This is a genomic window from Pseudomonas sp. IT-P171, assembly GCF_949767765.1.
GTDB classification, from domain to species: domain Bacteria; phylum Pseudomonadota; class Gammaproteobacteria; order Pseudomonadales; family Pseudomonadaceae; genus Aquipseudomonas; species Aquipseudomonas fluorescens_B.
In genome coordinates this window covers 52,220-74,091 of the sequence record NZ_CATKQN010000013.1, presented here as the reverse complement: position 1 = coordinate 74,091, position 21,872 = coordinate 52,220, and the positions used below count along the sequence as shown (strand labels likewise).

Sequence of the window (21,872 nt, the reverse complement as noted above, 5' to 3'; positions counted from 1 at the left end):
ACGCGCCGGTAAACCGGCCAGGAACAAGTCAGGCGCGCCAACGCCAGCGGGCCAGGGCCTTGATGACTTTCATCCAGAGTTTGCGAGTGACCACCACGATGGCGTTTCCAGAAGGGGGTTGAACAGCGTCGGCCAACGTTATCTCAGCGGCCGGATCCAGGCAACCGGGAATTAGCTTGCGCAGGTCGTCGATGACCAGCGCCGGTGACTCTTCGGCAATCGGCCGGCCATGGTTGTAGCCGTAACTGAGCGCCACACATTTGACCCCCGCCGCTTTCGCCGCCAGCACATCGCTGCGCGAGTCACCGACGAACAACGATTGCGACGCCGGAATGTTGGCCATTTTCATCACGAAAAACAGCGCGGCCGGGTCGGGTTTCTTCTGCGGCAGGGTGTCGCCGCCGATGATCCATTTGAAATAGCGGCCGATCTTCATCTGATCCAGCAACGGCGCGACGAAGCGCTCCGGCTTGTTGGTGATCAGGGCCATTTCCACGCCTTGTTTGTTCAGCCACTTGAGGGTGTCACGCACGCCGGGGTAAACCACCGTCAGGTCGTGACCGTCCTCATAAAAGCCGTTGAACAATTCCAGGGCATGTTCGGCTTCGACCTCATCGACACCCTCGGCGTCGATGTGATTGGCCAGGGCCCGGCGCACCAGCATCTGCACGCCGTTACCGACCCAGTCACGCACCGATTCGATGCCGACAGGCCGACGCCCGAGATTGAGCAGCATGTTATCCACCGCCGCGGCGAGGTCTGGGACCGAATCGACCAGCGTGCCGTCCAGATCGAACATCACCAGCCGTGGCAGACGCCCCGGGAACAGCTGCTCAAAGCCGCTCATGGGCGGGCCAGCGCCAGTTCGGAACGCATCTTCTCGATGACTTCCTGGTAGTTCGGCGCATTGAAGATCGCCGAGCCGGCCACGAAGGTGTCAGCGCCAGCCGCCGCGATTTCACGAATGTTGTTCACGTTCACGCCGCCGTCGATTTCCAGGCGGATGTCACGGCCCGAGGCATCGATCAATGCGCGAGCTTCGCGCAGTTTGTCGAGGGTGCCGGGGATGAATTTCTGCCCGCCGAAGCCCGGGTTGACGCTCATCAGCAGAATCATGTCGACCTTGTCCATCACGTACTTGAGCACGTCCAGCGGGGTCGCCGGGTTGAACACCAGGCCCGACTTGCAGCCGCCCTCGCGGATCAGTTGCAGGGAACGGTCGACGTGCTGCGTCGCCTCCGGGTGGAAGGTGATGTAGGTCGCGCCGGCTTCAATGAAGTCACCGACGATGCGGTCCACCGGGCTGACCATCAGGTGCGCGTCGATCGGCGCGGTCACGCCGTACTTGCGCAGTGCGGCGCAGACCATCGGGCCGATGGTCAGGTTCGGCACGTAGTGGTTGTCCATGACATCGAAGTGCACGAAGTCGGCGCCGGCGGCCAGAACGTTGTCCACTTCCTCCCCCAGGCGGGCGAAGTCGGCGGAGAGAATCGATGGAGCAATTACGAAGGGCTGCATGACGCACCTTTTCTGAGCAGAATCACGATGGCGCGCATTGTATACCTCATGCTTTGGCGCGCGCACCGTGACGCGATAATCAGTAAGCCGCGCGGTAGATCTTCTCGATATCAATCGCGCTCAATTTGCGCGGATTATTGCGCATCAGCCGCTCGATCCCCGCCGCTTCCACGGCCATGGCCGGGATCGCATCCTCGGGGACGCCGAAACTGCGCAGGCCCGGCGGGATTTCCACGGCGGCGCACAATGCGGTCATCGCCTCGACGGCTTTGTCCGCGGCGTCATTGGCGCTCAGATGAGCGGTCTTCACCCCCATGGCTTCGGCAATATCCTGCATGCGCTCGACGCAGGCCATTTTGTTCCAGGTCATGACATACGGCAGCAACAAGGCGTTACTGACACCGTGGGCGATGTTGAAACGACCGCCCAGCGGATACGCCAGCGCATGCACCGCGCCGACGCCGGCATTGCCGAATGCCATCCCCGCCATCAGGCTGGCGGTGGCCATGTCCTCGCGCGCCTGCAGATTGGAGGGGTTCGCGTAGGCCTTGGGTAACGCTTTGGTGATCAACTTGATCGCGCCGATGGCCAGTGCGTCGGTAATGGCTGAAGCATTGAGGGACAAATAAGACTCGATGGCGTGCACCAGCGCGTCGACGCCACTGGCGGCGGTGACGCTGCGCGGGCATGTCAGGGTCATTTGCGGGCTGACCAGCGCCACGTCCGGCAACAGATAGTCGCTGACGATGCCCTTTTTCAACTGCGCAACCTTGTCGGAAAGGATCGCGACGTTGGTCACTTCCGAGCCGGTGCCGGCGGTAGTCGGGATGGCGATCAGCGGTGGGCCTTTGCGTGGCACCTGGTCGATGCCGAACAGATCTTCCAGCTCGCCGTGGTAACCGGCGTAGGCCGCGACGCTTTTGGCAATGTCGATCGCACTGCCGCCGCCCAGACCGATCAGCCCGTCATGCCCGCCTTCACGGTAAACGCGCATGCAGTCTTCGACGATGGCGATTTCCGGGTCCGGCAACACACGGTCGAAAATCTCGTAGCTCCGATCACCCAGCTGGGCCAGCGCCAGCGCGACCGTACCGGACTTGACGAGCGCGGCGTCGGTGACGATCAGCGGGTTGTCGATATCCAGGCGCGTGAGCTCGGCGGACAGTTGCTCGATGGCAGCCGCGCCGGTGATCAGTTTGTGGGCGATTTTGAAAGAGGAAAGACTCATCGTGCGCAGCCTCTTATAGATAGGGGAGCTGGGCACAATAGTAGCTGGGGATTGGGGTTTGTCTGCTATTCAGGTTGTGAATGCCCCAACATCCCGAAACACCTTGAATTCCTGTGGGAGCGAGCCTGCTCGCGATAGCGGAGTATCAGTCGACATCAATATTGAATGTCAGTCCGTCATCGCGAGCAGGCTCGCTCACACAGGAGATGGTGTGTGGGTTTAGACCTGGGCAGTGCGCAGTTTTTCGCTGCGGCCACGCAGCCATTCCAGGGTCAGCAGCAGGATCACCGAGAACGCAATCAGCAGCGTTGCCGCGGCGGCAATGGTCGGGCTGAGGTTTTCGCGGATACCGCTGAACATCTGCCGTGGCAAGGTTGCCTGCTCGGGACCGGCGAGAAACAGCGTCACCACCACCTCATCGAACGAGGTCGCAAAGGCAAACAGCGCGCCGGAGATCACGCCGGGCGCAATCAGCGGCAAGGTCACGCGACGGAACGCGGTCAGCGGCGACGCCCCCAGACTTGCGGCGGCCCGCACCAGGTTCTGGTTGAAACCCTGCAACGTCGCCGACACCGTGATAATCACGAACGGCACACCCAGCACCGCATGCACCACGATCAGCGAGAAGAAGCTGTTGCCCAGCCCCAGCGGTGCAAAGAACAAATAGCTGGCCACACCAATGATCACCACCGGCACCACCATCGGCGAAATCACCAGCGCCATCACCAGCGGCTTGCCCGGGAAGTCGCCGCGGGTCAGGCCAATCGCCGCCAGCGTACCGAAGATCATCGCCAGCACGGTCGCTGCCGGGGCGACGATGATGCTGTTCTTCAATGCGCGCATCCATTCCGCCGAGGTGAAGAAATCCTGATACCAGTGCAACGAGAATCCTTGCAGCGGGTACACCAGGAAACTGCCCGAGTTGAACGACAGCGGAATGATCACCAGCACCGGCAGAATCAGGAACAACAGAATCAAGCCGCAGAGAATCCGCAAGCTGTAGAACCACACCCGTTCGATGGGCGACATATAAGGACTCAGCATTTCATTCTCCCCTTAGCTCAGGCGCAGGCGACTGGCGCCCACCAGCCAGCTGTAAATCAGATAAAGCACCACGGTCGCCAACAGCAACAGCCCACCGAGCGCAGTCGCCATGCCCCAGTTGATGCTGGTGTTGGTGTAGAAGGCGACGAAATAGCTGACCATCTGATCGTTCGGGCTGCCCAGCAACGCCGGGGTGATGTAGTAGCCGATGGCGAGGATGAACACCAACAGGCAACCGGCACCGACACCCGCATAGGTCTGCGGGAAGTAGACCCGCCAGAAGCTGGCGAACGGGTGGCAGCCGAGGGAAATCGCGGCGCGCATGTAGGTCGGCGAGATGCCTTTCATGACGCTGTAGATCGGCAGAATCATGAACGGCAGCAGGATGTGCACCATCGAGATGTAGACCCCGGTGCGGTTGAACACCAGCTCCAGCGGTTTATCGATGATGCCCATGGCCATCAGGCCGCTATTGATCAAACCGCCTGATTGCAGCAACACGATCCACGCGGCAACCCGGACCAGGATCGAAGTCCAGAACGGCAGCAGCACCAAAATCATCAACAGGTTACTTTGGCGCGAAGGCAAGTTTGCCAGCAGGTAAGCCAATGGATAGGCGAGTACCAGGCAAATGGTGGTGATGATCAGGCCCATCCAGAAGGTCCGGGCGAAGATGTCGAGGTAGATCGCCTGATCGGGCGTGGCCGGGGCGATTTCGCCGAGGTCGTCGATGCGGTGATCGACCGCTGCCAGCAGGTAGTACGGCGTGATATTGCTGGTGTTGCGACGAACCGCTTGCCAGTAGGCCGGGTCGCCCCAGCGTTCGTCGAGACCTTCCAGCGCTTCTTTATAAGAGGCCGGTTCGGTGGCGAACGGCAAGGCGCGAGCGGTTTTGGTCAGCAGGCTGCGGTAGCCGGCCAACTCCATGTTCAACCGCTTGGACAGGTCGCCCAAGGTCTGATTCTTGCGCGCTTCAGCGAGGTCTTCGCTGGCCGCTTTGTACACCGGTTCAGCGGGCAGGCCGCGGCCGTCCCAACCGGCAATGGCCGCCACGGTGCGCGGCATGCCGCCGACCACTTCCGGGTTGCCCACGCTTTTGTAGAGCAGCGCCACGATCGGCACCAGGAACACCAGCAACAGAAACAGCACCAGCGGCGCGATCAAGGCCTGGGCCTTCCAGCGATTGATCCGCTCGGCGTGCTTGAGCCGCTGCTTCAAGGTGGGGTCAGTGCCCGCGTTCAGGGGAATGGCGGTGGCCATGGCGTACTCCGGAAATCTTTGATCATTCGTTGAAGTGGGAGCGAACTGGTGTGGCGAGCGAGCTTGCTCGCGCTGGGCTGCGAAGCGGCCCCAAAATTCTGCTGAAAACGGCTAATTCTGTGAGTGCTGCGCACTCAAGCGGGAGCAAGCTCCCTCGCCACAAAAGCTCGCCCTCACAGGAGGGCGAGCCCTCTGCTTACTTCGCAGCCCAGGAATTGAAGCGCTGTTCCAGTTGCTCGCCGTTGTCAGCCCAGAAGCTGACGTCGATCTGCACCTGGTTGGCGATGTTTTCCGGAGTGGTAGGCATGTCTTTCAGGACATCCTTGGCCAGCAACGGAACAGCCTGGGTGTTGGCCGGGCCGTAGGCGATGTTTTCCGAATAGGTCTTCTGCTGCTGTGGTTGTACCGAGAACGCGATGAATTTCTTCGCCGCTTCAGCACGAGCCTTGTCCAGGCCTTTTGGAATCGCCCATGCGTCGAAGTCGTAGATACCGCCGTTCCACACGACTTTCAAATTGCTTTCTTTCTGTACCGCTGCAATCCGCCCGTTGTAGGCCGAGCTCATGACCACGTCACCGGAAGCGAGGTACTGCGGCGGTTGCGCGCCAGCTTCCCACCACTGAATGCTTGGTTTGAGCTCATCGAGCTTTTTGAACGCGCGGTCCTGACCGTCTTTGCCGGCCAGCACTTTGTAGACGTCCTTCGGCGCAACGCCGTCGGCCATCAGAGCAAATTCCAGGGTGTACTTGGCGCCTTTACGCAGGCCACGCTTGCCCGGGAATTTCTTGGTGTCCCAGAAATCCACCCAGCTGGTTGGTGCGCTTTTCAGCTTGTCGGCGTTGTAGGCCAACACGGTCGACCACACGAAGAAACCCACGCCGCAAGGCTGGATGGCGCCTTTGACGTAATCTTCGGTCTTGCCGAACAGCGCCGGGTCGAGTTGCTCGAACATGTCTTCGTCGCAACCACGGGACAATTCTGGCGATTCAACTTCCACCAGGTCCCAGGACACGCTCTTGGTGTCGACCATGGCTTTGACCTTGGCCATCTCGCCGTTGTACTCGCCGGCGACAATCTTGCCGTTACCCGCCGCTTCCCACGGTGCGTAGAAGGCTTTGACCTGCGCAGCCTTGTTCGCCCCGCCAAAGGACACCACGGTCAGGTCCGGGCCCGCCGCCATCGCGTGTGCCGCACCCATCATGCCCATGACCAGGGCGGTGAATTTCAGGGATCTCAACATTTATTGTTCTCTCCACGTGCAGGGTTGGTTGAAGCAGGGGGCGATCAGTTCGCCTCTAAAAGTGGGTCGAGCGCGCGAACGTGTTCGACTTGCCAGCCAAGCGGTACCACGTCGCCAACAGCGAGCGCGGGATCGAGCTCGGCAATCGGTTGTTTCACGAAGAAGTCGGTCTTGCCACAGACTTCCAGGCGAACCCGGACGTGGTCGCCCAGATAGATGAATTCCGCCACCCTCCCTGAGAAGCGGTTGACGCAGGACTCGCTCGAACCATTGAGGCTCACGCGTTCCGGACGAATCGACAGCGTGACGGGTTCGCCGGTCTTGCCGACGTTGACCGCCAGCGCTTCAACCTTTTCACCGCGACCGAGCTCGACCACGCAACGGTCGCCGGTCTGGCTGTGCAGACGGCCATTGAGACGGTTGTTCTCGCCGATGAAGTTGGCGACGAAGGTGTTCTTCGGTTCTTCGTAGAGGCTGCGTGGCGGGGCGATCTGCTGGATTTCGCCCTGATGGAACACGGCCACGCGGTCGGACATGGTCAACGCTTCGCCCTGATCGTGGGTCACGTAGACCACGGTCACGCCGAGGCGCTGGTGCAGGTGTTTGATTTCCATCTGCATGTGTTCGCGCAGTTGTTTGTCGAGTGCGCCGAGGGGTTCGTCCATCAACACCAGTTGCGGCTCGAACACCAGCGCACGGGCCAAAGCCACACGCTGTTGCTGACCGCCGGACAGTTGCGCCGGATAGCGCTGGGCGAAGGTGTCGAGCTGAACCATGCTCAGGACACGTTTGACCCGGTCACTGACATCGCTCTTGTTCAAGCCGCGCACGGTCAGCGGAAACGCGAGGTTCTCGGCGACGGTCATGTGCGGGAACAATGCGTAGTTCTGGAACACCATGCCGATGTCGCGCTTGTGCGGCGGCACGTTGTTGATGGCACGCCCGGCCAGGAGAATTTCGCCGGCGGTTGGCGTTTCGAAACCGGCGAGCATCATCAGGCTAGTGGTCTTGCCCGAGCCGGACGGCCCTAGCAAGGTGAGGAACTCGCCTTTGCGAATATCCAGGTTGAGGTCTTTGACGATCAGGTTCTCGCCGTCGTAGCTCTTCTGCACTCCACGAAAGCTGACCAGAATGTCGCTGGCCCCTGCGTTTGAATCGACCTGGCTCATACCCACACCTTTGTTGTTGATGACTGCTGTGGGCTAAGCCTAGTGGACGCTGGTGACCACGCAAATCGGGGCGCAGGAGAGAATCGCCTCAGCCGGATGGAAGGTTGGGGGTAGGGATTGCCCTACAAGGATGGCGGGGATGGATATGTCGATTCGGGATAGCGACAGGCGGTGAGCTGCAAACCGCAAGAACCGGTAAAAGCGGCGCTGGAGGCATGTCGCAAATGGACATGCCGACATAGTCCCTTCGACAGCTCCTGCGGGTGATCGCGAACAGTTTTCAGAGGAGCTTGTGCTCCATCGCGTACTTCACCAGTTCGGCCAAGGAGGTGATGTTGAGTTTCTGCATCAGCCGCGCCTTGTGGGTGCTGATGGTCTTGCTGCTCAAGGCCAGTTGCTGGGCGATTTCGTTGACGTTGGCGCCCTGGGCCAGGCGTTCGAACACCGAGAATTCACGCTCCGACAACAATGAATGCAGCGGCCGCGAATCGGTCAGGCCGACTTCGAAGACCATGCGGTCGGCCAGCTCCGGGTCGATGTAACGCCCGCCCGCCGCGACTTTGCGGATCGCCGTCAGCAGCAGCGCGGGGTCGCTGTCCTTGGTTGCGTAGCCTGCAGCACCGACCTTCAAGGCCCGCGCAGCCATTTGCGCCTCGTCGTGCATCGACAACACCAGGATTGCGGGCGGATTGTTCAACGCACGGATCCGTGGGATCGCTTCCAGACCATTGACCCCAGGCATGGAGATATCCAGCAACACCACTTCGCAGGGAACATGGCGCAAGGTCTCGAGCAACTGCTCGCCATTGCTCGCCTCCCCCACTACCAGCAAATCCTTGGCCAGGCCGATCAATTGTTTAATGCCTTCGCGAACGATGGTGTGGTCTTCGGCTACCAGTACACGGATCACTTGCCTCTCCTCAATAATTGCCTTGTCGCCAAAAGATCGCAGCCTTCGGCAGCTCCTACAGGGGTAGGCGCTCAGCGCAGGAGCTGCCGAAGGCTGCGATCTTTTAGCGGTCCAGCGGCACGCGCACACTCAGGGTCGTGCCCTCACCCGGCTCACTTTCAAGCGACAACTGCCCACCCATGATCAACACCCGCTCGCGCATACCGACAACCCCAAAGGATGTCGGCCTTCCGCTAGCGGGGACAAATCCTACGCCATCATCGCTGACGGTCAGGCACAACTCGTCACCTTCCAGCGCCAACGTCAGTTCGACAGTATGCGCCTGGGCATGGCGCATGACATTGGTCAGCGCCTCCTGAAGGATCCGGAACAGGCCAATCGCCTTGGCATCACTGAGCACCGGCAAGTTGTCCGGCACCTGCACCAGACATGGAATCTGCGTGCGCGCCTCGAAGCGTCGGGCCTGCCATTCGATGGCCGAGGCAATGCCGGCATCGAGAATCGGTGGGCGCAGCGCTGTAGCAACATCGCGCACCAGCTGGAACAGCTGAGCGATCAAGCGCTTCATGCTATTCAATCGTTCGTTCAGACCAGGGTCGAGCTGGGCGTAGGCCAATTCGCACATGGACGTTTCCAGCTTCAACACGGTCAACATCTGACCCAGCTCGTCGTGAACTTCCCGGGCGATACGGCCCTTTTCCTCTTCCCGCACGCTCTCCAGGTGCGCCGACAACTCACGCAGTTGCTCGCGGGAGCTGGCCAGTTCCAGTTCGATACGCTTGCTCTCGCTGATGTCCCAGACGATACCGTCCCAGACATAGGCGCCATCTTCGAGACGCCGAGTGATGGCTTTGATCTCGGCCCAGCGCTGCTCGCCCTGACGCGTGAGAATCCGCCCCTGCCAGGACCAGTCGCTGTCAGTGTCCAGGGCGTGATCCTGCGTCCGGTGGTAGCTGGCCTTGTCGTCCGGGTGCACCAGGCTGCGCAGCCCCTTGTCGCGATGGGCCAGGGTCGCCGGCGAATAACCCACCAGGCTCTCGCTGCCTTCGCTGATGTAGGCAAAGTCGATTTGCCCCGTCACCGGCGCCCGCTCCAGGCGAAAGACCAATCCCGGCACGTTGGCGGCGATCCCTTGCAGGCGTGCCTCGCTTTCCTGCAACGCGGCCAGGGCGCGACGGCGCTCTGTCACGTCATTGAGGTAGACCACCAGGTATTCGCCGTCGCGGAAACGCAAGAAGCTCAACGACACATCCGTCGGCAAAAGGCTGCCATCGGCCCGCAGGCAATTGGTTTCGAAACTTTGCGGGCCTTCTTCGCTGGCGCGGGCGCGTTTCCACAGGTTCAGCCAGCGGTCCATGTGCAGACCGGGCTCGAAGTCGATCAGCGGTCGGTCAATAATGCCGCCCGCCGGATAGCCGAGCATGGTTTCGGCGGCCCGGTTGGCATAGCGCACATGGCTGTCCCAGTTGACCCAGAGAATGCCGACGGTGCTCTGATCGATGGAAAACTGCGTGAGGCGCAACGCTTCCTCACTGGCGGCTCGCAAGGCAATGTCTTCCCGCGCCGCTAACAGACGATGCTCCAGGCTGTGCTGCTGCCGACGCTGCCAGAACACAATCGCCATACAGCTCAGCATCAGCACCGCCAACAGCAGACTGAGGTTCTGCCAGAAACCCGGGGACTCCGTCAGTCGCGGGTACTTGGGTTGCAGCCATTGATTGTGCAGTTGCTCCAGATCCTTGGCCGGGATCGCTCGCAGCGCGCTTTCGACAATGCCGGCGAGTTCCGGCCAGTCCCGCCGCGTGGCCACGCGCAGCAATTGCGGCAGACCGATGTCGCCGACCACTACCAGACCGGAGAACTCCGGCTCGACAGACAGCCGCCCCAACTGTGCTTCGTCGACCACGGCGTAACTGGCCTGCTGACTCAGCAACAGTTGCAAGGCCTGGCGTTCGATCGGGACGCCCTGGAGGTTCAGGTGCGGGTAATTACTGCGCAGGTAATCGGCGGTGGCGCTGGGCATGCGCACGGCAACGCGGGTCTGGCTGTCGAGTTTTTCCAGCTCCACCCCGCCGGCCGTCTTCTGGTCGCTGACCACCAGTTGCGGCACCCGCATGTAAGGGTCGGAAAACTGCCACAGGCGCAGGCCACCGGGGGTTTGCGCCAGCCCCGGCGCGAGGTCGATTTCACCTTCACGGGCGGCGGCCTCCAGCTGCGCGAGGTCGGGAAAGTTGCGCCAGCTGAGCTCGACCTTGAGCGACTTGGCCAGCCACTTCATCAACTCGACGTTGACCCCGGACAGCCGCTGCAAGCGGCGATCGTATTGCGCATAGGGCACTTGCAACACCAGTCCGACGCGCAATTCACCATGCTGCGCCAACCACTCCTGCTGACGTGTGGACAATTGTGCGACGTGGGTCGGTGGCGCAGGCGCCGCCCAGCCCATCAAGGGAAACCACAAACAGCCGATAACCCACAGGCAGCGAAAACGCTTCATCGAAGTCTCACACACTGACAAATACTGACCAACCCATTAGGCTGCCGGAATAACTTCTGGCCTGGAATATCCGATGCCCCCTGTCTACCGCCTGGCACTGCCAGCATTGTGCCTGTCGCTGATCCTGCCTTGCGCCTTTTCCGTCCAGGCCGCCGATCCCGCACCCGCCGCCGCGGAAAAATCCGCAGAGGAAAAACCGGTCGAACGTCAGCCGTTGCTTGAGCGTAGTCAGGAAGAAGCAACAGCACTTGAGCGAAAAATTCCCGCTCAGGAACAACAACAGCTACAGGCCGGCAGCGACACTTTTCTGGCCTTGTGGAAGCCGGCCAATACCGCTGACCCCAAGGGTGCGGTGATTATCATCCCGGGCGCAGGCGAAACCGTTGACTGGCCTCAAGCAATCAGCCCCCTGCGACGCAAACTGCCCGACGCCGAGTGGAGCAGCCTGAGTATCACCTTGCCCGACCTGCAAAGCGATGCCATTGCGCCACGTACCGTCGAAGTCGCGCCAACACCCAAGGCGCCTGACGTCGGCAGCAAGGACTCGACAACCGTCGCCCCTATCGAGCAAGCGGCTGGCGGTGAGGCGGAAGTCGTCGACAAGGCCATCGCCGAAACCGGCGACGAGCAGGCCAAGGCCGACGCCGAGCGAATCTTCGCACGCATTGATGCGGCCATTGCCTACGCCGAACAACAGAGCGCTCGCCGCATTGTGGTGCTCGGGCATGGCACCGGCGCGTACTGGGCCGCACGTTACCTGAGTGAGAAGCAGCCCTCGCAAGTCGAGAAATTCGCGATGGTCGCCGCCCAGACGCCCGTTGCGGCAAAGCCCGAACTGGCTGAATTGACGCCGACCCTTAAATTGCCGACGGCCGACATCTTCTACATGGACAAGCCGCTGGACCGCAACGCGGCGCTGGAACGCTTGCAGGCCAGCAAGCGTCTGAAGGCTTCGGCGTTCAGTCAGGTATCACTCAAGGCGTTGCCGGGGAATAGCAAGGCTGAGCAGGAGCAGTTGGTGCGGCGGGTGCGGGGTTGGTTGAATCCTCAGCCGGCGGACTGATAAACCGCGGTGCGCCTTTCGCGAGCAAGCCCGCGAAGGCGTCAGTGCTGTCGATACAGAACTCACCGGCTAGCGAAAATCCCGCCGCTGACGGATCAACGTGTAGGCGGTATGCAATTCGCGCGTCTTGTCTGTTGCTTCGCGCACCTGCAACGCCGACGCCCCGCTGCCGGCAATCTTGTCTGGATGATGGCGACTCAGCAGACGTCGATAAGCGCGTTTGATCTGCGCCGGCTCGGTGGTGGCGGACACGCCCAGTATCAGCAGCGCTTGCTGATAAGTGATGGCATTGCTGACTTGCGCTTGCTTATGCGGCTCATAATCCGCCGCCAATGCCTGCACCTGATACGACCTCCAGCCCAACCATTTACCCCATTGGGCAATCAGCTCGCGCTCGGCATGACCGGCGTGGCCATCGGCCCAGATCATCCGCCAGCAGGCGCGCAACACACCTTCCGCCGCATGGGGCTGTGCACTCAAGCGCCGCAGATAGCCGCGCAACCGGTCATGCCCCGACTTGCCGCGGTTGAACGCCATAATCGCCCGGCGTTTTGCCACCTCGCTCATTTCCAGCGCCTGCATTTCCTGACGCGCCTGCTGGATATGACCTTCGACTACCCGCCCGTCACACTTGGCCAACCGCCCCAGCAACACGAAAAGCAGTTCATCGTTACGCAGCACCGGACGGCCACCGAGCGCTTCGCGCAAATGCCCCCAGCTCTGCAGTTTCAAACGCCGATCCAGCGCCTGCCCCAACAACGCGCCGAGCATGGCCCCCGGAATGCTGGCGATGGCAAAGCCCGCTCCGGCTCCAATCAGAGTCCCTGGCCACAGCATGTCAGCGACTCGCTTCAATCAGCGTTTCGACTTCAGCCAGACGCTCGTGAGTGCCGACATCCACCCAACGACCATTCAACCGCTCACCCGTCACCTGTCCGTCAGCCATGGCTTTTCGCAACAGCGGTGCAAGCTTGAAAGCGCCGGCCGAGCAGCCGTCGAACAACTGCGGATGCAACACCGCGATGCCGCTGTAAGTCAGGGTCGGTGTTTCAGGCTGGCCATCGTGCACTTGCCCGTCGACCAGAGTGAAATCGCCCGCCGGATGGTGGTTCGGGTTATCCGCCAGCACCAGATGAGCAAGGCCGTTGATAGGCTGATGCAGCACGCTGAAGTCGTAGTCGGTCCAGATGTCACCGTTGACCACCACAAACGCCTCATCACCCAGCAACGGCAACGCACGGAATATCCCGCCACCGGTTTCCAGTGGCTCACCTTCCGGCGAGTACTGAATGCTCACGCCATAGGGCGAGCCATCACCCAGATAGTCTTCGATCTGCTGACCCAACCATGCATGGTTGATCACGATCTCGGTAAAACCGGCGGCGGCCAGCGCACGCAAGTGGTACTCGATCAATGGCACGCCGCCGGCACGAACCAGCGGTTTGGGCGTCGTCAGGGTCAACGGGCGCATGCGTTCGCCCTTGCCCGCGGCCAGAATCATTGCCTTCATGCAGTCGCTCCAGCACGCAGACTGAGGAGCAGCACATCCAGCTCAGCCAATTCAGGGCGGCGAGCGATCACGGCATCTATATAAGCAAAGAACCGCGGCACGTCGGCCAGGTAACGCGGTTTACCGTCGCGGTGACAGATGCGCGCGAAGATGCCGATGACTTTCAGGTGACGCTGCACGCCCATCAGGTCACTGGCGCGCAAGAAGTCTTCGAAGTCCGGCTGAACCGGGATGTCCAGGGCGCCCGCTTGCTGCCAGTAATCTTCCAGCCAGCCGCGCACACGTTCCTCGGGCCAGCTAAGGAAAGCGTCCTTGAACAGGCAGGTCACGTCGTAGGTCACCGGGCCGTAGACCGCGTCCTGGAAATCCAGCACACCGGGATTCGGCTCGCTCAGCATCAGGTTGCGCGGCATGTAGTCGCGATGCACCAGCACTTTGGGTTGCGCCAGCGCACTGTCGATCAACAGCTCGGTCACATTCTTCCAGAGTATTTGTTGCGCAGCGTCGAACTCGATGCCCAACTCACGCTTCACGTACCACTCAGGAAACAATTCCAGCTCGCGACGCAACAGCGCCACGTCGTAACTCGGCAGCGGCGCAACCATCGGCAATTGCTGAAAAGCGAGCAGTGCCTGCAAGGCATCCTTGAACAAATCGTCGGCGTTTTCGCTGTCGATGACATCCAGATACGTCTGGTTGCCAAGGTCGTTGAGCAAAAGAAAACCGCGTTCGAGGTCTTCGGCATAAATTTTCGGCACATTTATTCCGGATTTCGCCAGTAAAAAAGCGATATCCACGAAGGGTTTGCAGTTTTCCTGGGGCGGTGGCGCGTCCATTACGACGAAACTTCTGCCTGCGCCTTCCCAGCGAAAATAGCGCCGAAAACTCGCATCACTGCTGGCCGCGGTCAACGTGGCCGGGGGTACGGCGCCCCAACCTTGCTCTGCAAAGAGGGTCGCCAACTGCTCATCGAGCCAAACTTTCAGGTGTTGCAAACGTACATCTTGGTCAGGCATTGCAAGGGTCTCCGACGGCGCTAGCCGTCAAGCGGGTCATGCTTTATTATCCAGCATCTTTTTCAGACCATCGAGAGGCGTGCGGCCCACACCGCGGGCAGATGGCACGCAGGAAGCCCGGACTAATAAGATGGCATTGAAATCCCCCGCGTTTCGTAAAAAATTTCCGTTGTTGGTTACCGGCAGTCTGCTGGCCCTGCAACCTCTAGCCACTTCATTCGTGGTCGCCGCGGAACAGTATGACTGCTCAGTCTCTGCTTCGGGTGCCTGGGACTGTGCGCCAAAGACGCCGGCGGCTGCATTGCCACCGCGTCCCGTCCATGACGGCAGCGCAGTCTCCGCGACCGGTGAAGCACCGGCCGAGAGCGGCGCCAGTGAAGACACTGGCCCCAAGACTGCGCTGGTCACCGAAGCCAAAGGCCGCGGTCTCAAGTCACGTAGCGAAGACTACAGTCACCTCGACTGGGTTCCGCGCGAGAAGCTCACTGCAGCGCAATTGGCCGAAACCGGTCCTTATTGCTCTGGTTCCTATATCGAACCGATTCGTCCTGGCATGAATGACAAGACGAATAAAAGTGACGCTCCGACCTTTGTCGGCGCCAAGGCCTCCCGCTATAAGCAGGACGAGCAGATTGCCACCCTGGCGGGCGACGTGGTCTTGCGTCAGGGCAGCATGCAGGCTGAAGCCGACGAAGCGAACCTCTATCAGGCCGAGAGCCGTGGCGAGCTGGACGGCAACGTACGCATTCGCGACAACGGCGCGCTGATCGTCGGCGACCACGCCGAAGTACAGCTCGACACCGGGGAAGCCAAGGTCGACAACGCCGAATACGTGATGCACAAATCCCGTATCCGCGGTAACGCGCTGTACGCCAAACGTGCCGAGAACGCGATCATCCGCCTCAAGGATGGTACGTACACCACGTGCGAACCGAACAGCAACGCCTGGCAGCTCAAGGGCAACAACATCACCTTGAACCCGGCCACCGGTTTCGGTACCGCCACCAACGTGACGCTGCGGGTCAAGGACATTCCGGTTCTGTACACGCCGTACATCTATTTCCCGATCGACGACCGTCGTCAGTCCGGCTTCCTGCCGCCGACCATCGGCACTGGCAGCGATACCGGCTTCCTGCTCGTCACGCCGTACTACTTCAACCTGGCACCGAACTACGATGCCACGTTGTACCCGCGCTACATGAGCAAGCGCGGCCTGTTGATGGAAGGCGAATTCCGTTACCTGACCAAATCCAGCGAAGGTCAGTTCGGCGCCGCGTACCTCAATGATGACAACACCGATCGCAGTCAGCAGACCGACTACGAAAAAACCCGCTACATGTACAACTGGCAACACAAGGGCGGTCTTGACTCTCGCGTTTTCACCCAGGTCGATTACACCAAGATCAGCGATCCGTATTACTTCCAGGATCTGCAGACCGATCAGATTGGCGTGAAAAGCGACGATTACGTCAACCAGCAGGGTTCCGTCACCTACCGTGGCGACAGCTACACCGCTCGTTTGAACGCCCAGGCGTATCAGCTAGCAACCGTTTCGAACATCACGCCGTATGATCGTTTGCCGCAGCTCACCTTCAATGGTCAGTTGCCGGTACATCCGCAAGGCTTGAATTTCGACTACGAAACAGAAATCGTGCGGTTTGAGCGGGATCTGGAAACAGGTCAGTTTTCCGATGAAAACGGCGTCCTGTCGCCTCGCCTGGACACCAACGTGACGGGCCTGGCGCGCGCCAACGGTAATCGTCTGAACCTCAAGCCAGGTGTGAGCCTGCCTTTGGATTGGACGTATGGTTTCGTGAAGCCATCGCTCAAGTATCAGTACACTCAGTACGACCTTGATCTTGATGGCACCGGCAAGAACGATCTCCTGACGAATCGCAATAACGCCTCAGCCCTCGGCGAGTCGTTCAGCAGTTCGCAAAACCGTGGCGTCCCGATTGCGAGCATTGACAGCGGCCTGTATTTCGACCGCGACACCACCTGGTTCGGTAAAAACTATCGCCAAACCCTGGAACCTCGCCTGTTCTACCTCTATGTACCTGAGGAAGACCAGAAGGACATCCCGGTCTTCGACACCGGCGAATACACCTTCAACTATGCGTCTTTGTTCCGCGACAACCGCTTCTCCGGCTCCGACCGCGTCGGCGACGAGAACAAACTGTCGCTGGGCGTGACCAACCGCTGGATCGAGGAAGACGGCTTCGAGCGCCAACGCATCAGCGTCGGCCAGGCCTTGTATTTCAAGGATCGCGAAGTCCAGTTGCCGGGTATCGATGCAAAAACCCGCGACGATGCAAATGCCAATGTTTCACCGTATGCGCTGGAATACGAATACCGCTGGAACCGCGATTGGCGCACGACCGCCGATTACAACTGGGATCCGGACAGCCGCAGCCCTCGCTCGGGCAGCGCGATGTTCCACTACCAGCCTGAAGACAACCCGAACAAGGTCATCAACGCCGGCTATCGCTATCGTAATGACCAGGTCCGTTACGACCAGAACACCGGCAAGTGGTCGGTGGGCGGTGGTGACTACGGCACTCCGGGCACCCCGGGCTACGTGAAGGACTACTACAAGATCCAACAGCACGATTTCTCGGTGATCTGGCCGATCGTGCCGCAGTGGAACGCCATCAGTCGCTGGCAGTATGACTACAACCGCAACCGTACCCTGGAAGCCTTCGGTGGTTTCGAGTACGACAACTGCTGCTGGAAACTGCGCCTGATCAATCGGTACTGGGTGTCGTATGACGAGTTCAGTCAGAACGCCCCGGAAAACGAAAAAGGCGACCATGGCATCTTCCTACAAATCGTTCTGAAAGGTCTCGGCGGCCTCACCGGCGCCAAAGTAGAGAGCTTCCTCGACAAAGGCATCCAAGGTTATCGTGAACGTGAAGACCAAGCTTTCTGATTGTCTGCGCCCGCTCGTGCTGGGCGCGCTGTTTCTGGGTACTGCGGCGAATGCCGCGGTACAGTCCATCGATAGAGTGGTGGCCATTGTCGATAACGACGTGGTCATGCAGAGCCAACTGGACCAGCGCGTTCATGAAGTTCAGCAAACCATCGCCAAACGCGGCGCTTCCGCGCCGCCGGCCAGCGTGCTGGACCAGCAGGTGCTTGAGCGTCTGATCGTCGAGAACCTGCAACTGCAGATCGGCGAACGCTCCGGCATTCGCATTACCGATGAAGAGCTGAACCAGGCCGTCGGCACCATTGCCCAGCGCAATAACATGTCGATTGAACAATTCCGTGCCGCCCTGACTCGCGACGGTCTGTCCTACGACGACGCCCGTGAGCAGATTCGCCGCGAAATGATCATCAGCCGTGTGCGTCAACGCCGTGTGGCCGAACGCATCCAGGTCTCCGAGCAGGAGGTGAAGAACTTCCTCGCTTCCGATCTTGGCAAGATGCAGCTGTCCGAAGAATTCCGTCTGGCCAACATCCTGATTCCTACGCCGGAAAGCGCCAACTCCGACGCGATTCAGACTGCAGCCAAACAGGCAGATGCGGTTTACCAGCAGCTCAAGCAAGGCGCTGACTTCGGTCAGTTGGCAATCGCCAAATCCGCCAGTGAAACCGCACTGGAAGGTGGCGACATGGGCTGGCGTAAAGCCGCTCAATTGCCGCCTCCGTTCGATCGTATGCTGAGCACCATGGCGGTTGGCGACGTTACCCAGCCAATGCGCACGCCGGGCGGCTTCATCATCCTGAAGATCCTCGACAAGCGTGGTGGCGAGACCCAGACACGTGACGAAGTGCACGTGCGTCATATCCTGGTCAAACCAAGCCCGATCCGCGACGAAGCAAAAACCAAAGCCTTGGCGCAATCGCTCTATAGCCGTATCGAAGCGGGCGAAGATTTCGGCGAGCTGGCGAAAAACTACTCGGAAGATCCGGGTTCCGCCCTCAACGGTGGCGACCTGAACTGGATCGATCCGAATGCATTGGTGCCTGAATTCCGCGAAGTGATGGCCAACACCCCGCAAGGTCAGCTGTCCAAGCCGTTCCAGACTCAATATGGCTGGCACGTTCTGGAAGTCCTTGGCCGTCGCGCCACCGACAGCACCACCCAGGCCCGTGAGCAGCAAGCCATGACCGTACTGCGTAACCGCAAATACGACGAAGAGCTGCAAACCTGGCTGCGTCAGATCCGTGACGAAGCATACGTAGAGATCAAACTTCCTGGTGCAGACCAGGCAGCGCAGTGAAACCCAAGCGTTTCGCGCTGACACCCGGTGAACCGGCCGGCATAGGTCCTGACCTGTGCCTGCTGCTCGCCTCGCAAGCCCAGCCACACCCCCTGATTGCCATTACCAGTCGCGACCTGCTCACAGAGCGGGCCGCGCAGCTCGGTGTGGTTGTCGATTTGCTGCCAGTCACGCCTGGTGCCTGGCCGGATGTACCCGCACCAGCCAACAGCCTGTATGTCTGGGATACGCCGCTTAGTGCGCCAGTCATTGCCGGTCAACTCGACAAAGCCAATGCGGCTTTCGTTCTGGAAACCCTGACCCGCGCGGGTCAGGGCTGCCTGGACGGGCATTTTGCCGGGATGATTACCGCCCCTGTGCACAAGGGTGTGATCAATGAATCAGGCATCGCCTTTTCCGGTCATACGGAATTTCTCGCTGACCTGACGCATACCGCGCAAGTGGTGATGATGCTCGCGACTCGCGGATTGCGCGTAGCCCTGGTCACCACTCACCTGCCCCTTCGCGAGATCGCCGATGCAATCACGCCGGAGCGTCTGGAACGGGTCACGCGGATTCTGTACGCCGACCTGCAAGAAAAATTCGGCATCGCCCGGCCACGCATCCTGGTCTGCGGGCTCAACCCGCACGCCGGTGAAGGCGGACACCTGGGCCATGAAGAAATCGACATCATCGAACCTACATTAGAGCGCCTGCGCGGCGAGGGCATGGACCTTCGCGGCCCCCTGCCCGCCGACACTCTGTTTACCCCCAAATATCTGGAGCACTGCGACGCGGTGCTGGCGATGTACCACGACCAGGGCTTGCCCGTGCTGAAATACAAAGGCTTCGGCGCGGCAGTCAACGTGACCCTCGGCTTGCCGATCATCCGCACCTCGGTCGACCACGGCACTGCCCTGGACCTGGCCGGCAGCGGTAAAATCGACACCGGCAGCCTGCAAGTCGCCCTGGAAACCGCCTACCAGATGGCCGAGACCCGTTTATGACCGAGCATTACCAACACCGGGCGCGCAAGCGTTTCGGCCAGAACTTCCTGCATGATGCCGGCGTTATCGACCGCATCCTGCGCTCCATCCATGCCAAACCCGAAGACCGCCTGCTGGAAATCGGCCCTGGCCAGGGTGCGCTGACTCAAGGCCTGCTGAACAGCGGTGCCCAGTTGGACGTGGTGGAGCTGGACAAAGACCTGATCCCGATCCTCAACCAACAGTTCGCCGGCAAGAGCAACTTCAACCTGCATCAGGGTGACGCGCTGAAGTTCGACTTCAACAGCCTGAACGCAGCACCGAACAGCCTGCGCGTGGTTGGCAACCTGCCATACAACATCTCTACGCCGCTGATTTTTCACCTGCTGAACAACGCGGGCATCATCCGCGACATGCACTTCATGCTGCAGAAAGAAGTGGTCGAGCGTCTGGCGGCAGGCCCTGGCGGCGGTGACTGGGGTCGCCTGTCGATCATGGTCCAGTACCACTGCCGCGTAGAGCACCTGTTCAACGTTGGCCCGGGCGCGTTCAACCCGCCGCCTAAAGTCGATTCGGCCATCGTGCGCCTGGTGCCACACGCAGTACTGCCACACCCGGCCAAGGATCACCGCCTGCTGGAGCGCGTCGTGCGCGAAGCCTTCAACCAGCGCCGCAAGACCCTGCGCAACACGCTGAAATTGCTGCTGAGCAACGACGAAATCACCGCCGCCGGTGTCGACGGCAGCCTGCGTCCTGAACAGCTCGATCTGGCCGCCTTTGTGCGCCTGGCCGACAAGCTCAGCGAACAAGTCCTACAGAAGCCCGCCGCCGACTGACAGGCAACAAGCGTTATCGGGTAGGACACCAGCCCCCATGTCTGGTTTACTACCCGATACTTGGCCTAGACTGAGACATCAGCTACGCCCCGCGTCCCGCTTCGTTTTTAAGGCCTCTTGCATGTCCGATTCTCGTTATCAGGTCGACGTCAGCGTCGTCACCCGCTATCTGGCAGAACAATCGCAACCCGAGCAAAACCGCTTTGCCTTCGCTTACACCATTACCGTGCACAACAGTGGCGAGTTACCGGCCAAGCTGTTGTCCCGGCACTGGGTCATCACCGATGGCGACGGACATGTCGAAGAGGTTCGCGGTGCCGGCGTCGTGGGTTTGCAACCGCTGATCCTGGCCGGCGGCGACCACACCTACAGCAGTGGCACAGTGATGACGACCAAGGTCGGCACCATGCAAGGCAGCTATCAAATGATTGCCGAGGACGGTAAGCATTTCGACGCCATCATCGCCCCATTCCGCCTGGCGGTGCCTGGGGCCCTGCACTGATGGCGACGTATGCCGTAGGCGACCTGCAAGGGTGCCTCGACCCCCTGAAATGCCTGCTTGAGCAAGTCGCATTCGACCCTGCCCGGGACAAACTGTGGCTGGTCGGCGATCTGGTCAACCGTGGTCCGCAATCGCTGGAAACCTTGCGCTTCCTTTATAGCCTGCGCGAGTCACTGGTATGCGTACTGGGCAACCACGACTTGCACTTGCTGGCTGCCGGCCACAACATCGAACGCCTGAAGAAAGCCGACACCCTGCGCGAGATTCTTGAAGCGCCAGATAGCGCGGAACTGCTGGAGTGGGTGCGCCAGCAAAAGCTCATGCATTACGACGAACAGCGCAACATCGCCCTGGTCCACGCCGGCATACCGCCACAATGGTCGCTGCGCAAAGCCTTGAAGTACGCCGCCGAGGTCGAAGAGGCGCTGCGCGACGACAACCGTTTTGCGCCTTACCTCGATGGCATGTACGGCAACGAGCCGTTGAAGTGGGACAGTGATCTCAAAGGTGTAACCCGCCTGCGCGTGATCACCAACTATTTCACCCGCATGCGTTTCTGCACCAGCGAAGGCAAGCTGGACCTCAAGAGCAAGGAAGGTCTCGACACTGCACCGGAGGGTTACAAACCCTGGTTCCAGTTCAAGGAGCGCAAGACCAAGGGCGTGAAGATCATCTTCGGCCACTGGGCAGCACTTGAGGGCCAGTGCAACGAGCCGGGCATCTTAGCCCTCGACACCGGTTGCGTCTGGGGTGGTTCGATGACCCTGATGAACGTCGACACCTTTGAACGCCTGCAGTGCAAATGCGACGAGCATGGCCATGCCCTGCCGCCAGTCGCCTCCCCTATTCCCGAACAAACGTCAGCCAGCGCCCAGCGCTAGACTGCGC

General features: G+C 60.5%; 19 protein-coding genes. 7 read left to right on the top strand and 12 right to left on the bottom strand.

Annotated features, from left to right (window positions below; genetic code table 11):
• Nucleotides 1-28: 28 nt before the first annotated feature.
• The 9 genes from ACM6I5_RS13295 to ACM6I5_RS13255 all read right to left on the bottom strand — a co-directional run bounded on the left by ACM6I5_RS13295 (nucleotide 29) and on the right by ACM6I5_RS13255 (nucleotide 10,866).
• The gene (locus ACM6I5_RS13295) at nucleotides 29-847 is read right to left on the bottom strand and encodes a phosphoglycolate phosphatase (RefSeq protein ID WP_017341100.1); all 819 of its coding nucleotides are present in this window, start codon (nucleotides 845-847) and stop codon (nucleotides 29-31) included.
• A complete protein-coding gene (gene rpe, locus ACM6I5_RS13290; protein ID WP_008035979.1) occupies nucleotides 844-1,518 on the bottom strand; it encodes a ribulose-phosphate 3-epimerase in 675 nt (224 codons plus the stop codon). The genes ACM6I5_RS13295 and rpe overlap by 4 nt, the downstream gene beginning before the upstream one ends.
• 79 nt (nucleotides 1,519-1,597) lie before the next feature.
• Nucleotides 1,598-2,746 (bottom strand): iron-containing alcohol dehydrogenase, encoded by a 1,149-nt coding sequence (locus ACM6I5_RS13285; RefSeq protein WP_414879257.1) that lies wholly within the window; start codon nucleotides 2,744-2,746, stop codon nucleotides 1,598-1,600.
• A 219-nt stretch (nucleotides 2,747-2,965) separates the two neighbouring features.
• Nucleotides 2,966-3,790 carry an ABC transporter permease gene (locus ACM6I5_RS13280; protein ID WP_017341102.1) on the bottom strand — a complete coding sequence of 275 codons (825 nt, stop codon included), beginning with the start codon at nucleotides 3,788-3,790 and terminating at the stop codon, nucleotides 2,966-2,968.
• Between the two features lie 12 nt (nucleotides 3,791-3,802).
• Nucleotides 3,803-5,050, bottom strand: a complete 1,248-nt coding sequence (locus tag ACM6I5_RS13275; protein WP_017341103.1) for an ABC transporter permease — start codon at nucleotides 5,048-5,050, stop codon at nucleotides 3,803-3,805.
• 196 nt (nucleotides 5,051-5,246) lie between these two features.
• Nucleotides 5,247-6,290 (bottom strand): ABC transporter substrate-binding protein, encoded by a 1,044-nt coding sequence (locus tag ACM6I5_RS13270; protein ID WP_017341104.1) that lies wholly within the window; start codon nucleotides 6,288-6,290, stop codon nucleotides 5,247-5,249.
• A 44-nt stretch (nucleotides 6,291-6,334) separates the two neighbouring features.
• Nucleotides 6,335-7,459 (bottom strand): ABC transporter ATP-binding protein, encoded by a 1,125-nt coding sequence (locus tag ACM6I5_RS13265; protein WP_017341105.1) that lies wholly within the window; start codon nucleotides 7,457-7,459, stop codon nucleotides 6,335-6,337.
• 280 nt (nucleotides 7,460-7,739) lie between these two features.
• Nucleotides 7,740-8,369: a response regulator transcription factor gene (locus ACM6I5_RS13260; protein ID WP_017341106.1), complete on the bottom strand. Its 630-nt coding sequence runs from the start codon at nucleotides 8,367-8,369 to the stop codon at nucleotides 7,740-7,742.
• A 103-nt stretch (nucleotides 8,370-8,472) separates the two neighbouring features.
• On the bottom strand, nucleotides 8,473-10,866 hold the full coding sequence (locus ACM6I5_RS13255; protein ID WP_414884039.1) for a PAS domain S-box protein: 2,394 nt from the start codon (nucleotides 10,864-10,866) through the stop codon (nucleotides 8,473-8,475).
• Between the two features lie 73 nt (nucleotides 10,867-10,939).
• Between ACM6I5_RS13255 and ACM6I5_RS13250 the strand changes: the two genes are divergently transcribed.
• A complete protein-coding gene (locus ACM6I5_RS13250; RefSeq protein ID WP_414884038.1) occupies nucleotides 10,940-11,929 on the top strand; it encodes an alpha/beta hydrolase family protein in 990 nt (329 codons plus the stop codon).
• Nucleotides 11,930-11,998: 69 nt separating this feature from the next.
• Here the strand turns inward: ACM6I5_RS13250 and ACM6I5_RS13245 are convergent, their stop codons facing one another.
• The 3 genes from ACM6I5_RS13245 to ACM6I5_RS13235 are packed head-to-tail and all read right to left on the bottom strand — an operon-like array spanning nucleotide 11,999 to nucleotide 14,455.
• The gene (locus ACM6I5_RS13245) at nucleotides 11,999-12,766 is read right to left on the bottom strand and encodes a DnaJ domain-containing protein (RefSeq protein WP_017341109.1); all 768 of its coding nucleotides are present in this window, start codon (nucleotides 12,764-12,766) and stop codon (nucleotides 11,999-12,001) included.
• A 1-nt stretch (nucleotide 12,767) separates the two neighbouring features.
• A complete protein-coding gene (gene murU / locus ACM6I5_RS13240) occupies nucleotides 12,768-13,439 on the bottom strand; it encodes an N-acetylmuramate alpha-1-phosphate uridylyltransferase MurU (protein ID WP_017341110.1) in 672 nt (223 codons plus the stop codon).
• Entirely contained in the window at nucleotides 13,436-14,455 is a 1,020-nt protein-coding gene (locus tag ACM6I5_RS13235; RefSeq protein WP_017341111.1) for an aminoglycoside phosphotransferase family protein, read from the bottom strand. The genes murU and ACM6I5_RS13235 overlap by 4 nt, the downstream gene beginning before the upstream one ends.
• 130 nt (nucleotides 14,456-14,585) lie before the next feature.
• Between ACM6I5_RS13235 and ACM6I5_RS13230 the strand changes: the two genes are divergently transcribed.
• The 6 genes from ACM6I5_RS13230 to ACM6I5_RS13205 all read left to right on the top strand — a co-directional run bounded on the left by ACM6I5_RS13230 (nucleotide 14,586) and on the right by ACM6I5_RS13205 (nucleotide 21,865).
• Nucleotides 14,586-17,384 carry an LPS-assembly protein LptD gene (locus tag ACM6I5_RS13230; protein ID WP_414884037.1) on the top strand — a complete coding sequence of 933 codons (2,799 nt, stop codon included), beginning with the start codon at nucleotides 14,586-14,588 and terminating at the stop codon, nucleotides 17,382-17,384.
• The gene (gene surA, locus ACM6I5_RS13225; RefSeq protein WP_414884036.1) at nucleotides 17,365-18,681 is read left to right on the top strand and encodes a peptidylprolyl isomerase SurA; all 1,317 of its coding nucleotides are present in this window, start codon (nucleotides 17,365-17,367) and stop codon (nucleotides 18,679-18,681) included. The genes ACM6I5_RS13230 and surA overlap by 20 nt, the downstream gene beginning before the upstream one ends.
• A complete protein-coding gene (gene pdxA, locus ACM6I5_RS13220; RefSeq protein WP_017341114.1) occupies nucleotides 18,678-19,667 on the top strand; it encodes a 4-hydroxythreonine-4-phosphate dehydrogenase PdxA in 990 nt (329 codons plus the stop codon). The genes surA and pdxA overlap by 4 nt, the downstream gene beginning before the upstream one ends.
• Nucleotides 19,664-20,482 carry a 16S rRNA (adenine(1518)-N(6)/adenine(1519)-N(6))-dimethyltransferase RsmA gene (gene rsmA, locus ACM6I5_RS13215; RefSeq protein WP_017341115.1) on the top strand — a complete coding sequence of 273 codons (819 nt, stop codon included), beginning with the start codon at nucleotides 19,664-19,666 and terminating at the stop codon, nucleotides 20,480-20,482. The genes pdxA and rsmA overlap by 4 nt, the downstream gene beginning before the upstream one ends.
• A 121-nt stretch (nucleotides 20,483-20,603) precedes the next feature.
• Nucleotides 20,604-20,984, top strand: coding sequence for a Co2+/Mg2+ efflux protein ApaG (gene apaG / locus ACM6I5_RS13210; RefSeq protein ID WP_017341116.1), 381 nt, complete (start codon nucleotides 20,604-20,606; stop codon nucleotides 20,982-20,984).
• Nucleotides 20,984-21,865 carry a symmetrical bis(5'-nucleosyl)-tetraphosphatase gene (locus ACM6I5_RS13205; RefSeq protein WP_017341117.1) on the top strand — a complete coding sequence of 294 codons (882 nt, stop codon included), beginning with the start codon at nucleotides 20,984-20,986 and terminating at the stop codon, nucleotides 21,863-21,865. The genes apaG and ACM6I5_RS13205 overlap by 1 nt, the downstream gene beginning before the upstream one ends.
• The last annotated feature ends 7 nt before the right edge of the window (nucleotides 21,866-21,872 follow it).